Here is a 12,660-nt window from a genome sequence, read left to right as displayed (position 1 = left end):
GATAAAATCTATCTTAAAGTTGTGATTTTTACTGGAGTAATTGCTGAGGGATTAGTCAAAACATCAAAATGAGGTGTTTGATTAAAATTAGTAACGTTAGCTGGGTTATCTAATGCCATTTTGCGGGCTTTTTCTTTAATTGTTTTCAGTACTAATCTGATCACCCAAGAGGACATCTGAGGGTTTTCATCTATTTCTGTAATCAAAGCTTCTATATCGTTGACTACAGCCGCCATTGGTAAATTGATATCGTTTTGCATTTGTGATTTCTCGCTTTGTTACTCATCCTTATTCTCAAAATAAAAAATTTCTTTGACTTTTCTTTGACATGATGTGTCACTCTTTAAGGTGACTCAAGAGTAAACTCGCTTTACTTTTAGTTATAATTTACTTCAGCTAGGTATACTTTCCCCAAACAACTGCAATTGTAAGACTGTAGCGAAATAATAATTGCTTTTTGCTGGTTTGGGCGATCGCTTCTCCAAGTAGACAATTTCCCAACTGTCATCCTTTCCCCGGAAGATACAGCCACATATTTCCCTCTAAATAAAATATAAGCTACCTCCACCCATCCCGCTTTTGTCACTATAAGCAGAGAAAAAGGCTTTCCCCTTGCCTAGTCTAGATTTTAGTCATTCTCAATAATGCTTGCTGTCCCAAGGCGAAAGCCTAAGAAACTATTAGGACTTACGCAAACCTCTATCCTTCGGGTGCGTTAACGCCAGTGTAACGCACCATCCCACTGCCTAAGTCCTGACTATGCAGTTCCAGAAGATTCTCTAGTGGTAGTGGCAAAAGAGGGCTATAGCCTATGATGGTTTTAAATTTAGCTTCTACTCCTTGGGTTTAGCAATCAGGATGCGGCGACTACTAAACAGATATCAATTGGCTTCTTTAATCCCAAATCTGCTAGGGCACCAAGCACAGACTCAGGTGGAAGCAGCTGATTACCAAAGATGGCGACGAGACTTTCTGGGCAAGCGTTTGCAGTTAAATTTACAACTTGCTTTAATCGGATTGTTGACTTTTATCGCCTTGGAAATCAGAAACTTTTTCTTCAACCGAGAGTTTTTCCAACCTTTAATTTTGGCAATATATATTACCGAAGAATTAAGCTTATTAGTTTGTTTACTCTTACTAAAAACTAAATTCGGTCGGCGTTATACCAGCGTAATTTTTCTCTGTTTTGCTTGGTCTGTCACCCTAATTCCACTAATAATAAATACAATTTTTGCCGGGAAAATCGAACCTGATATTTTAGGATGGCCTTTAACATTTTTTGGCATGACTACATTAATTCCTGTGTGTTGGCACTTACACTTAACAACACAACTGGGAGTTTTAACTTACTATGTCAGCATTCAGTTTTTGTTAAATAAAGCTGCGACAATGCCAGCACCTTGGATGAATACATCCTTATTATTTTTGTATATGTTTTGGGTTTGTTTTGTTTGTGATTTGTCAGTTTATTTATACGAACGGTTGCAGCGTTCCGAGTTTAGAGCTCGTCGTCAAATGGAAGTAGCTTATCAACAACTAGCAATTGAACAAGAACAATCAGAACGTTTATTACTGAATATTTTACCGCAATCGATCGCACGCCGTCTCAAACAATCCACTGGAACTTTAGCCGAACATTTTAGTGAAGCATCCGTTTTATTCGCTGATATTGTCGGTTTTACAGAATTATCAACCAAAATTCCCCCAACAGAAATGGTGGAATTACTCAATAAAATTTTCTCACTGTTTGACCAATTAGCCGAAAAGCATGATTTGGAAAAAATCAAAACCATTGGTGATGCTTACATGGTAGTTGCTGGACTACCAATTCCTCGGCAAGATCATGCAATTGCGATCGCAGATATGGCTTTAGATATGCAACAAGAATTAGCCAAATTTAATACTGAAAATAATCAAAAGTTTCAAATTAGAATTGGCATTAATACTGGCCCAGTAGTTGCCGGAGTAATTGGTTTGAAAAAGTTTATTTATGATTTGTGGGGAGACACAGTAAATATTGCTAGTCGTATGGAATCTCACGGCATACCAGGCAGCATACAAGTTACCAGCGAAACTTACGAATTACTAAAGAATCATTACAACTTTGTAGAACGGGGAATTATCCATGTCAAAGGCAGAGGAGACATGAAAACTTACTTACTAAAAGGCAAAATTTCGGAAATATTAACTTTGCCGGATTAATTTCAATAAATATGATATGAAACAAGTTCGGGAGGATAATATGCAAGAATCTTTGTTTTACCAAGAAATACTGCAAAAAGGTGTACAACGCGGATTACAACAAGGATTACAACAAGGGTTACAACAAGGTTTAGAACAAGGTTTAGAACAAGGTTTAAAGCAGGGTATAGCACAAGGACAAAAACAGCAAGCACTTCTACAAACTCTGCGTTTACTGAGACGGCAAGTAGGAGAAATTCCAGCAAGTACGGAAGATAGAATTTGTACTTTATCGCTTTTTCAATTAGAGGAATTAGCAGAAGCATTGTTAGATTTCACATCACCAACCGATTTAACTGCTTGGTTGGGAAATTTAAATTGAAGTTTCTATTGGGGAATTAACTCAAATTAATTCCCCATCATAATGTTGAAATGCGATCGCACAATTTACAACAGTTTAGTTTGGTGGAGCGATCCTTGGAATGGCACAAGATATAAAATGTATATAGAGGAGTTTCTGAATTACTGGACTTTGTTTGCAGTTTACCAGGTAAGACAGTGAAAGTAAGAATTTTAGCTATTGAATTCCAAAAAGATGCAGACTCACTTGATGTATTAATGTCTCTCGGAGAGGAGGAACGCTACTTCAAGTTTACCAGGCACTTTGACACGATAAATCAGCAAAAAATTCAGGTTGTTAACCATGACAATAGCTTCTGGGAAACTTTCAAGTTTAATCAGCACATTATTTTTAAAGTGACTAGGTTGGTTTTGCGAAAATACAGAGGAGAAGAGTTGAAATTGCCAGTAGATATTGGTGAATTTGGAAATCCTGAAGAGGCGTTAGCACTGCAAAAATCTTTGGAAAATCGAGTTGAGAAAGTTAAAAATTGAAGATGCGATCGCAATCCCATTGCCAAGCAATATCGCACAATCTACAACAACTTAGTTTGATGAAGGGGGGAAAGTGCGATCGCCACAGCAATGTCGAAAATAATCCAGATTTTTTCTCCAACTTTATCGGGAGCAAGTATAATCTAAAAAAAGGGAAAATCCGCCGACAAAAAAGCAAAACATTGGTTTACGATAACACCTGCAAATACATCGCCTCCCAAAATCCAGCCAGTTTCGTTCGCTGGTTATTACCTCATGAGGAATTCACCACAGTCGAAATCCTCAAAACCGAATTACCCACCGAACCAATTAGAGCAGATTCCTTAATTTTATTAAGATTCGGCAACACAATCTTACACCTAGAATTTGAAAAATTACCTTATTCAGACCCCCCAATTCCCGAACGAATGCTCAACTACTGGGTGCGCCTTTATGGAAAATACAGATGTAAAATAGAACAAGTAGTAATTTTCCTGCAACGTATCGATTCACCCCTAGTTTTCATAGACAGATTTCAGGAAGCAAACACAATACATTCCTATCGCATAATTCGGTTATGGGAAGAAGACTCAGAATTGTTTTTAGCAGATCCCGCCTTGCTACCCCTAGCACCTCTAACTCGCAGCGACTCCCCAAGAGAATTGTTGCAGGAAGTAGCTGCAAGAGTAGAATTAATCCAAGACCCCACACAGCGAAGAGAGATATTAGTTTGTACCGCAGTAATGTCAGGATTGCTGCATAAACCAAATCTGATTAGTCAGCTATTTCGGGAGGATAATATGCAAGAATCTTTGTTTTATCAAGAAATACTTCAAAAAGGCGTTCAACGCGGTTTACAACAAGGTTTACAACGCGAAGTGTTAGTAATTTTGCGCCTACTTCGGCGACGGGTGGGAGAACTTGCACCCAGCACAGAAGAGAGAATTCGTGCTTTATCAATTACTCAATTGGAGGAATTAGCAGAAGCGTTGTTGGATTTTTCATCCCCTGATGATTTAACTGCTTGGTTGGAAAATTTGGCGTGAACTTTTAGGTAATGAATTAATTGCAATTCATCTATCTTCAGAAAGTTAAAGTGCGATCGCACAATCCAAAACAACTTAGTTTGATGGAGGGGAGAAAGTGCGATCGTCTTTTGTTCTCGTTCTTTCCTATTTATAAGTATGGCTGATGATTATAATTTACTAGGTTTAGGTGGACTTACATCTCTGGTAACAAATGTAAAAATTTCTCGGTGGTGTACTGAGGTGTTAGTTAAATGTTTGTACGATCCAACAGGCGATCGCTTACCTTATTCGCTAGTATTTAATGATTGTCGTGAAATCAGATGGGATGTTCACGATGAAGAGGAAGCAGAAGAAGAATTAGCAGATTTAATTGGTATTCATTTGGGTGAGAATGCACATCGAAAACCCGCTTTAATTCATACAGATATTTTTGAAATTTCGATTGTTTACGGTAGTTTTAATATGCTTCAGGAAAAGAAGGCGATCGCACAATCCAAAACAACTTAGTTTGATGAAGAGGGGAAAGTGCGATCGCCTTTCTTTCTCTTTTTCTCCTAAGTATCATGACTCTTAATCATCTGCATCAAACGGCTTTACTATTTGCACATCAATACGTCTTTCTCTTATCATTTCTCGAATAATATGTGCTGCATCTCTAACGGGTGAAATATCATTTCTCCGAAAGGATTCATAACTCACTCTTATGTCTGATATCGCAGGGAACTCTAATTCTTTTCCGTCAGTAGTGCTAATACGCAAAACTTTCTTGAGTATTAACTTTTCTCCATCATCATTTACTGACTTTAATAGCGATAATTCTTCAGTCTTTACTGAAACAATTGTGTCATACAAATATTCACCAGTCTCAACTATGTTTGCCGCACCGCTGATAAAATTCCAATAACACTTATAGTAGGTGAGAAAGTTCCGACAGAGATAAATTACCATAAATACATGAATACTATACCTAGTTTTGTTATCTAGTCCTTTTTCTACATAATAATCTTTAGAAACAAAAGAATTTCTCAAATTATTATTATCATTTTCTAGGATAAATCCACTACTAAGTTCTATGGGAGCATCTTGATTCAGTACTACATTAAGTAACTTAGGTGTATTCTGTGAATTGCCTACTAATATTACATCTAATTCATCAGGAACTTTTTCTAAAATATTTTGTTTGTCTTCTAACAACCATCGGTCTATTTGTTTATCATCAACTGGTGGATTAATATTTGGTTTTATTCTTAGTTGTGCAATAAATACAGTTGTCAAAATTAGGAAAACAGTAAGGACAGGACTGAACAAGAGCGAAAATAATAACACACCTACTATGATGTAAGCCCAAGTTCCTTCTTTCGGTGCTCTATTCTCTTTCCAGTGAGCTAGCAAATCAGAAATTACTTGCTTTGCAAATGATTCAGTTGTAGTACGTCGCTTTTGTAAGCATTCAAAATATTCTCTAATTAACGCTCTATCAATTGAATTCATATTTATTCCTCCATTGTTCGGATTATTTCAGCCATTATCTTGTCTTTAATTATGGAGCTTAGTTTATAGGTACTCTTCCTTAATTTATTTTCATTACTCATCTTTTTAGTCAATGAATAATAAGCTTTTCTGCTACTATATCTGTACTCTGGAGAAGGGGTCGGAAGGTTTTTAATAAAGTAGCAGCAATAGCTAACAACTAGCTTGAGAGTTTGAAGTTCAAATGTTTCAAACTTCTCTTCTGAATATGACTCTAAAATTTTCCATTTTTGATCGGCTATTCTAGGGGATAAATATTCTAAATAGGTATAGTCATTGGCAATCTTTTTGACGAAAGTATCAAAATCAAAATTATATTTCTGCTTTTCCTTAGTCAGTCAGAAGTTGAAATTACCAGTAAAAGTGCCTCCTTGAAAAAGAGCTTTAATTTCTCTAATTTCTTCGGCAATTTTTCCAAAATTCTGAACAGTTGGTGGTTGAGTCTTGAGGGCAACTGCTAAAGCTTGAACTGCTTGAGAAAGTTTTGAGTCTGCTTTTATTGTTATATCCAATTCCTCAACAGCTTGAGCAATTTCGCGGTCTTGATTACTGATTGCCTCCAACTCAAGAACAGTTTTATGATAATCTAATGGTTGCTGTGGCGATAGTTCTATGGCATTTGCTGTACTTGGTAACTTGCTCTTAAGTTGTGATAGCAACTTACTACCCTGCTCAACAACTCTCTCTCCAAGCTTTTCACCAGCCTTTTCTGAGGCTTTAATTAAAACTAGCGTAGCGATCGCGGCTGCTGTCAGTGTTACAGGTTCGGTCATAGAAAATTACTCCTTTATGCTTGCAACACCCTAGCAGCTTGATATTAGCTATGACGGTGAGAAAAAGTAATATAAAAGTCATATATAAGTAATAATTGCCTGTCGATCAGGTTAGAATCTATATTTGGGCAAAGATTTCGTGGTTAGATGGATTCTGCCTATACCCTATACAACTATTTCAGGTTGCACTATTAAGGAACTTTCACAAATGACTGTTGACGAAGCATTAGAGTTTATCGAAATTGTCCTCAATTATCAACGCCTCAATAAAGTTCAAGAGTTAGTGTTTCGTCAATCTTGGGAAGGTCGCTCTTATAAGGAAATTGCTGTAACTTCCGAATACGAATATGATTATATCAAAGATGCTGGTGCTAAACTTTGGAAACTTCTTTCAGAAGCATTTGGAGAAAAGGTTAAAAAAGATAATATTCAATCAGTTTTAAGGCGATATTTGCGTCAAAATAAAATTAATTTATATGGAAATCAAGCGATTCAGGTAAATCTTAATGGTGCTAATCTAACTGGAGCAAACTTAAGTGAAACCAGAATATGTGCAAATTTAATTCAGGCAGATTTATGTCAAGCTATTTTAGACCGAAAAATTATTACTAATAATAACACTCAATCAGATAAAGCAAGAGATAACTGGGAAGCTAATCCTGACTCAGAAGAACAAACTTATCACTGGAATGGGTTACATTTTTGTTCAGAAGCACAAGTGAAAATAGCGGAAGCACTCGATCGCACAAACATCCTCTTTATCCCTAACTTCCAAATTCGGCTAACAAGCATAGAAGGCAGAGAAAATAAACAAGTTGATTTTCTGATTTTTTATCAAGGTAAATCGGGAATTTTAGAGATCGATCGCTCACCATCCCAACAAGCTGAAGCGAATTTTCGGGAGTGCGATCGCATTTTCCAAACTCACGGCATCTCCATTATCCAATATTACAATCCTACCAGATGTAGCGAAGAACCCGATCGAGTTGTACAGGAATTTTTAGAAACATTGAGTCAAGTGGAAGATTAGAACAGCATTCGCTCAATAAATTATAATTACTCCTCTTCTGTCTGCGACTCCAACATAATATCCCCTAATAATTTCTTTGTAACTGTGTACACATCTTTTCTATCTCCCTCTTTACGTCTTCCTATTCCTACCACCATAACTAACACCTGATCTTCTATAATTCGATACACGATCCGGTATCTTTGACCAACAGCACGGACACTACGATAGCCTATTAAATCTTCTGATAAAGCTTTACCTTGCTTATCAGGATCATGCTTAAGTTTTGCTAATTTTGCCAAAATTAATTCTTGTTCCCGACGGTCTTTAATCTCAGCAAATAGCTGTCTTGCTTGAATAGTTAGAATAACTTTGTATTCCACAACAGATTCCATTGTTCCAATACTCTCAAAATCCTAACTCTGCCTTTAACTCTTCTAAGCTAATAGTTTCTCCCGCCTCTGCTTGTCGAATACCTTCTCGCAACTGCGCCATAAATTCTCGATCGGAAACAATTTCCAAAGTTTCCAACAAAGATTCAAACTGTTCTAAACTCATAGCAATCATTACAGGCTTACCGTCCTTAGTGATTATTGCTAGTTCATCTGCCAACTGATCCGGTAATTCTGGTAGCTTTTCTTGTGCTTCGTTAATACTTAGGTATTTTGGCATAATTTTAGAGATTGATCTTTGGATTGAGTTGATTATAGATTGACTATTCAAACTCAGGGAAAATTACTCAGCTTATTAGCATCTTAACTCAATTCTGCTACATCTTCATACAAAGCCGAAATATCAACACTAAAATTTATGCTAGCCAACTGAATCTGCTCCCCTTGAACAAAAGTATATAATTCCCAACGTCTTTCAGCATTGCGACGAAAACATTCTACTCTTTGCCGCTTTTGAGAAACTAACACATATTCTTGTAAAGATTCAATTTGTTGGTAATCAGCAAACTTATTTCCGCGATCGAAAGCTTCTGTATTATCCGACAATACTTCTATAACTAAACTCGGATAACGAATGAAAGATTCAGATAAATTTTTATCCCTTTCATCGCAAGTTACTATCACATCGGGATAATAATACACATCAGCTGCTTCTATCAAAACCTTGATGTTTTCTACAAAAGCTCGACATCCACTTCCCCGCACATGATTTCTCAACAAAGCAAAAATGTTACCAGTTATAGTGTTATGAGCTTGAGTACCTCCAGCCATTGCATAAACCTCTCCTCTAATGTACTCATGTCTGACGGGACTAATTTCCTCGCCTTTTAGATAGTTTGCGTGGGAAATATAAACAGTGTTTTGGCTGACAACCATTTTAGTATATCTCCAAATAATCTTTGTTATATTCTAGATTAATTTGTTAGACGCATCGAGTAATTGTCAAATTCATCGCATTAATAATAAGTATAATTTTACCATAATTACAACCTACTAATACGTTCTATAAAATAGATTGTTTGCAGCTAAAGACATATTAAAGAGCCTAAACTAATAACTAATTTGCTACTTATGCTACATAACGCTGATTCGGCATATCCTAATAAAGGAGTGTAAACTTTAACTGATCTTCCTACCAAATTCTGATAAATTCAAAAAGTTCATTACATAATATAATGCCTCTAAAAATACCTCTTCAACGGGTCAAAATTAACCAGAGGCTCAAGGGGAAAATCGGTCATGGCTCTAATTGTCCAGAAGTACGGCGGCACCTCAGTTGGCTCAGTAGAACGCATCAAAGCAGTAGCCCAACGAGTTATAGATACATCTAAAGCTGGTAATTCGGTGGTAGTAGTAGTCTCAGCAATGGGAAAAACCACCGATGGTTTAGTTAAGCTAGCTAATGAAATTTCCACTAACCCTAGTCGTCGGGAAATGGATATGCTCCTTTCTACTGGCGAGCAAGTTTCCATTGCCCTTCTCAGTATGGCATTGCAGGAGATGGGGCAACCAGCAATCTCCCTCACAGGTGCCCAAGTAGGAATAGTCACCGAAGCACAACACACTCGCGCCCGAATTTTGCGAATTGAAACCGAAAGACTTTCGCGGCATTTAGAAGAAGGTAAAGTGGTAGTAGTGGCAGGATTCCAAGGGATTTCCAGTGCAGAAGACTTGGAAATTACCACCTTGGGACGTGGCGGATCGGATACTTCTGCCGTTGCCTTAGCAGCGGCTTTACACGCTGATTTTTGCGAAATTTACACAGATGTTCCCGGCATTTTAACCGCAGATCCCCGCTTAGTACCCGATGCACAGCTAATGACAGAAATCACCTCTGACGAAATGTTGGAGTTAGCTAGCTTGGGTGCAAAAGTATTGCATCCCCGTGCAGTAGAAATTGCCCGGAACTATGGAGTACCTTTAGTAGTGCGATCGAGTTGGACAGATGAACCCGGTACAAAGGTAGTTTCTCCAGCATATCAAACTCGTTCGTTAGAAGGTTTAGAACTGGTAAAAGCAGTCGATGCAGTAGAGTTTGATACCGATCAAGCTAAAGTAGGGTTGTTGCGCGTACCCGATCGTCCTGGTGTAGCGGCGCGTTTGTTTGGCGAAATAGCCCACCAAGACTTAGATGTTGACTTAATTATTCAGTCAATTCATGAAGGTAATAGTAATGATATCGCCTTCACCGTCAGCAAAAATGTAGTGAAAAAAGCCGAAGCCGTAACAGCTGCGATCGCACCCGTCTTACGCACTCATCCTACACCCGCCCCAGATGAAGCCGAAGTCATGGTAGATCCACAAATCGCCAAAGTCAGTATAGCTGGTGCAGGCATGATCGGAAGACCTGGAATCGCTGCTGAGATGTTCGCCACCTTAGCAGAAGCTGAGATCAACATCCTGATGATTTCTACTTCAGAGGTGAAAGTGAGTTGTGTAGTTGAGGCGGGAGAATGCGATCGGGCAATCTCTGCGCTCTGTAAAACCTTTGATGTGAACACTTCTCCGGCATGGATCAACAGAAAAGTAATCACCCAAGAGAATACCGCCGAACACCCCTTACCACCAGTGCGAGGAGTTGCCCTAGATCTTAACCAAGCACGTATTGCGATTCGACACATTCCCGATCGACCAGGCATGGCAGCACGCCTATTTAAACAACTCGCCAGCAAAAATATAAGTGTCGATATGATTATCCAATCCCAACGCTGTCGAATTATTGACGGGCTTCCCCGGCGAGATATTGCCTTTACCGTTGCCCAAAACGATGCTGAAGCAGCCAAAGCCACTTTACAAGAAGTTGTTACTGAATGGGGGTGCGGGGAGGTTGTGGTGGACTATGCGATCGCCAAAGTCAGCGCCGTAGGCACAGGCATGGAAGGACAACCCGGAGTAGCAGCCCAAATGTTTGAAGCCCTAGCCAAAAACCAAATCAACATCCAAATGATCGCCACCTCAGAAATTAAACTCAGCTGCGTAGTCGCCCAAGACCAAGGAGTTACCGCCTTACAGACAATTCATGCCGCCTTTGGTCTAGCAGGTAATCAAAAAATCCAGGTTCCCGCTTAATGCCTGAGCCAACTCCCCGCATGACTTCCCCTTGAAACCCTTGCGAATAAACAGTTCTAGCCTTCCCAAAAAAAGTTTAGAAAAAGTGTTGACAAACCCTTTAGGGGTTGATACATTAGTAAAGCGGTCGAGAGAAAGCCAAGCACAAGCGAAGCACTCCAAGTCGCGCCCGAACCTAGAAAAAAGTATAGTTTGAAAGCCAAAAAAAGCCAAGCTCGTCAAAGAAATTAATAAAAAGTTTCTAGCGTAGCTAGGAACGAATGAGTCAAGTAAATCAAATGGAGAGTTTGATCCTGGCTCAGGATGAACGCTGGCGGTCTGCTTAACACATGCAAGTCGAACGGGCTCTTCGGAGCTAGTGGCGGACGGGTGAGTAACGCGTGAGAATCTAGCTTCAGGATGGGGACAACAGAGGGAAACCGCTGCTAATACCCGATGTGCCGAAAGGTGAAAGATTTATTGCCTGAAGATGAGCTCGCGTCCGATTAGCTAGTTGGTAGGGTAAGAGCCTACCAAGGCGACGATCGGTAGCTGGTCTGAGAGGATGACCAGCCACACTGGGACTGAGACACGGCCCAGACTCCTACGGGAGGCAGCAGTGGGGAATTTTCCGCAATGGGCGAAAGCCTGACGGAGCAAGACCGCGTGAGGGAGGAAGGCTCTTGGGTTGTAAACCTCTTTTCTCAAGGAAGAAGATCTGACGGTACTTGAGGAATCAGCATCGGCTAACTCCGTGCCAGCAGCCGCGGTAATACGGAGGATGCAAGCGTTATCCGGAATTATTGGGCGTAAAGCGTCCGTAGGTGGCTCTTCAAGTCTGCCGTTAAAACCAGTGGCTTAACCACTGAGGGGCGGTGGAAACTGAAGAGCTAGAGTGTGGTAGGGGTAGAGGGAATTCCCAGTGTAGCGGTGAAATGCGTAGAGATTGGGAAGAACACCGGTGGCGAAAGCGCTCTGCTGGACCACAACTGACACTCACAGGACGAAAGCTAGGGGAGCGAAAGGGATTAGATACCCCTGTAGTCCTAGCCGTAAACGATGGATACTAGGTGTTGTGAGTATCGACCCTCACAGTGCCGTAGCCAACGCGTTAAGTATCCCGCCTGGGGAGTACGCACGCAAGTGTGAAACTCAAAGGAATTGACGGGGGCCCGCACAAGCGGTGGAGTATGTGGTTTAATTCGATGCAACGCGAAGAACCTTACCAGGACTTGACATGTCGCGAATCCTCTTGAAAGGGAGGAGTGCCTTCGGGAGCGCGAACACAGGTGGTGCATGGCTGTCGTCAGCTCGTGTCGTGAGATGTTGGGTTAAGTCCCGCAACGAGCGCAACCCTCGTCTTTAGTTGCCAGCATTCAGTTGGGCACTCTGAAGAGACTGCCGGTGACAAACCGGAGGAAGGTGGGGATGACGTCAAGTCAGCATGCCCCTTACGTCCTGGGCTACACACGTACTACAATGCTACGGACAAAGGGCAGCTAAACAGCGATGTTAAGCTAATCCCATAAACCGTGGCTCAGTTCAGATTGTAGGCTGCAACTCGCCTACATGAAGGCGGAATCGCTAGTAATCCCAGGTCAGCATACTGGGGTGAATTCGTTCCCGGGCCTTGTACACACCGCCCGTCACACCATGGGAGTTGGCCACGCCCGAAGTCGTTATCCTAACCTGCAAAGGAAGGAGATGCCGAAGGTGGGGCTGATGACTGGGGTGAAGTCGTAACAAGGTAGCCGTACCGGAAGGTG

14 protein-coding genes and 1 rRNA gene (1 of these 15 running past the window's edge) are annotated in these 12,660 nt (G+C 40.4%); 9 read left to right on the top strand and 6 right to left on the bottom strand.

The genetic code is table 11. The features are described 5' to 3' along the window. Window positions 1-8 precede the first annotated feature (8 nt). On the bottom strand, window positions 9-260 hold the full coding sequence (locus ACE1CI_RS12310; protein ID WP_413263958.1) for a hypothetical protein: 252 nt from the start codon (window positions 258-260) through the stop codon (window positions 9-11). A 598-nt stretch (window positions 261-858) separates the two neighbouring features. Here ACE1CI_RS12310 and ACE1CI_RS12305 point away from each other — a divergent pair. From ACE1CI_RS12305 to ACE1CI_RS12280, 6 genes are all read left to right on the top strand, one after another. Continuing rightward, complete coding sequence (locus ACE1CI_RS12305) at window positions 859-2,202, top strand: adenylate/guanylate cyclase domain-containing protein (protein ID WP_496615429.1); 1,344 nt, start codon at window positions 859-861, stop codon at window positions 2,200-2,202. Window positions 2,203-2,218: 16 nt separating this feature from the next. Continuing rightward, window positions 2,219-2,563, top strand: coding sequence for a DUF4351 domain-containing protein (locus tag ACE1CI_RS12300; RefSeq protein WP_413263960.1), 345 nt, complete (start codon window positions 2,219-2,221; stop codon window positions 2,561-2,563). A gap of 42 nt (window positions 2,564-2,605) precedes the next feature. Continuing rightward, window positions 2,606-2,743, top strand: coding sequence for a hypothetical protein (locus ACE1CI_RS12295; RefSeq protein WP_413263961.1), 138 nt, complete (start codon window positions 2,606-2,608; stop codon window positions 2,741-2,743). Beyond that, on the top strand, window positions 2,740-3,075 hold the full coding sequence (locus tag ACE1CI_RS12290; protein ID WP_413263962.1) for a hypothetical protein: 336 nt from the start codon (window positions 2,740-2,742) through the stop codon (window positions 3,073-3,075). The genes ACE1CI_RS12295 and ACE1CI_RS12290 overlap by 4 nt, the downstream gene beginning before the upstream one ends. Window positions 3,076-3,077: 2 nt before the next feature. Then, window positions 3,078-4,100 (top strand): DUF4351 domain-containing protein, encoded by a 1,023-nt coding sequence (locus tag ACE1CI_RS12285; protein ID WP_496615428.1) that lies wholly within the window; start codon window positions 3,078-3,080, stop codon window positions 4,098-4,100. A 138-nt stretch (window positions 4,101-4,238) separates the two neighbouring features. Continuing rightward, a complete protein-coding gene (locus ACE1CI_RS12280; protein ID WP_413263964.1) occupies window positions 4,239-4,589 on the top strand; it encodes a hypothetical protein in 351 nt (116 codons plus the stop codon). A 63-nt stretch (window positions 4,590-4,652) separates the two neighbouring features. Here the strand turns inward: ACE1CI_RS12280 and ACE1CI_RS12275 are convergent, their stop codons facing one another. Continuing rightward, entirely contained in the window at window positions 4,653-5,573 is a 921-nt protein-coding gene (locus ACE1CI_RS12275; protein ID WP_413263965.1) for a hypothetical protein, read from the bottom strand. A gap of 377 nt (window positions 5,574-5,950) precedes the next feature. Further along, window positions 5,951-6,385: a hypothetical protein gene (locus ACE1CI_RS12270; protein ID WP_413263966.1), complete on the bottom strand. Its 435-nt coding sequence runs from the start codon at window positions 6,383-6,385 to the stop codon at window positions 5,951-5,953. 208 nt (window positions 6,386-6,593) lie between these two features. Between ACE1CI_RS12270 and ACE1CI_RS12265 the strand changes: the two genes are divergently transcribed. Continuing rightward, entirely contained in the window at window positions 6,594-7,415 is an 822-nt protein-coding gene (locus ACE1CI_RS12265; protein WP_413263967.1) for a pentapeptide repeat-containing protein, read from the top strand. Window positions 7,416-7,441: 26 nt separating this feature from the next. Here the strand turns inward: ACE1CI_RS12265 and ACE1CI_RS12260 are convergent, their stop codons facing one another. From ACE1CI_RS12260 to ACE1CI_RS12250, 3 genes are all read right to left on the bottom strand, one after another. Further along, entirely contained in the window at window positions 7,442-7,789 is a 348-nt protein-coding gene (locus ACE1CI_RS12260; protein WP_413263968.1) for a type II toxin-antitoxin system RelE family toxin, read from the bottom strand. Between the two features lie 13 nt (window positions 7,790-7,802). Continuing rightward, window positions 7,803-8,066 carry a type II toxin-antitoxin system Phd/YefM family antitoxin gene (locus tag ACE1CI_RS12255; protein WP_413263969.1) on the bottom strand — a complete coding sequence of 88 codons (264 nt, stop codon included), beginning with the start codon at window positions 8,064-8,066 and terminating at the stop codon, window positions 7,803-7,805. Window positions 8,067-8,149: 83 nt separating this feature from the next. Next, window positions 8,150-8,722, bottom strand: a complete 573-nt coding sequence (locus ACE1CI_RS12250; RefSeq protein ID WP_413263970.1) for a Uma2 family endonuclease — start codon at window positions 8,720-8,722, stop codon at window positions 8,150-8,152. 363 nt (window positions 8,723-9,085) lie between these two features. On the opposite strand from ACE1CI_RS12250, the gene ACE1CI_RS12245 reads away from it, so the two are divergent. Together ACE1CI_RS12245 and ACE1CI_RS12240 are read left to right on the top strand one after the other, a co-directional pair. Further along, window positions 9,086-10,915 carry an aspartate kinase gene (locus tag ACE1CI_RS12245; RefSeq protein WP_413263971.1) on the top strand — a complete coding sequence of 610 codons (1,830 nt, stop codon included), beginning with the start codon at window positions 9,086-9,088 and terminating at the stop codon, window positions 10,913-10,915. Between the two features lie 275 nt (window positions 10,916-11,190). Then, window positions 11,191-12,660, top strand: a 16S ribosomal RNA gene (locus tag ACE1CI_RS12240); it runs 19 nt beyond the window's last position.

Origin of the sequence: Floridaenema flaviceps BLCC-F50 (genome assembly GCF_041929275.2) — a bacterium.
Classification (GTDB): Bacteria; Cyanobacteriota; Cyanobacteriia; order Cyanobacteriales; family Aerosakkonemataceae; genus Floridanema; species Floridanema flaviceps.
Note: the sequence above shows the minus strand (reverse complement) of the source record. Positions and strands in the feature narration are given on the sequence as shown.

Coding starts and splice junctions, on each gene's coding strand:
- ACE1CI_RS12310 (WP_413263958.1), bottom strand. CDS start 260: ATGCAAAACGATATCAATTTACCAATGGCGGCTGTAGTCAACGATATA.
- ACE1CI_RS12305 (WP_496615429.1), top strand. CDS start 859: ATGCGGCGACTACTAAACAGATATCAATTGGCTTCTTTAATCCCAAAT.
- ACE1CI_RS12300 (WP_413263960.1), top strand. CDS start 2,219: ATGAAACAAGTTCGGGAGGATAATATGCAAGAATCTTTGTTTTACCAA.
- ACE1CI_RS12295 (WP_413263961.1), top strand. CDS start 2,606: ATGTTGAAATGCGATCGCACAATTTACAACAGTTTAGTTTGGTGGAGC.
- ACE1CI_RS12285 (WP_496615428.1), top strand. CDS start 3,078: ATGCGATCGCAATCCCATTGCCAAGCAATATCGCACAATCTACAACAA.
- ACE1CI_RS12280 (WP_413263964.1), top strand. CDS start 4,239: ATGGCTGATGATTATAATTTACTAGGTTTAGGTGGACTTACATCTCTG.
- ACE1CI_RS12275 (WP_413263965.1), bottom strand. CDS start 5,573: ATGAATTCAATTGATAGAGCGTTAATTAGAGAATATTTTGAATGCTTA.
- ACE1CI_RS12270 (WP_413263966.1), bottom strand. CDS start 6,385: ATGACCGAACCTGTAACACTGACAGCAGCCGCGATCGCTACGCTAGTT.
- ACE1CI_RS12265 (WP_413263967.1), top strand. CDS start 6,594: ATGACTGTTGACGAAGCATTAGAGTTTATCGAAATTGTCCTCAATTAT.
- ACE1CI_RS12260 (WP_413263968.1), bottom strand. CDS start 7,789: ATGGAATCTGTTGTGGAATACAAAGTTATTCTAACTATTCAAGCAAGA.
- ACE1CI_RS12255 (WP_413263969.1), bottom strand. CDS start 8,066: ATGCCAAAATACCTAAGTATTAACGAAGCACAAGAAAAGCTACCAGAA.
- ACE1CI_RS12250 (WP_413263970.1), bottom strand. CDS start 8,722: ATGGTTGTCAGCCAAAACACTGTTTATATTTCCCACGCAAACTATCTA.
- ACE1CI_RS12245 (WP_413263971.1), top strand. CDS start 9,086: ATGGCTCTAATTGTCCAGAAGTACGGCGGCACCTCAGTTGGCTCAGTA.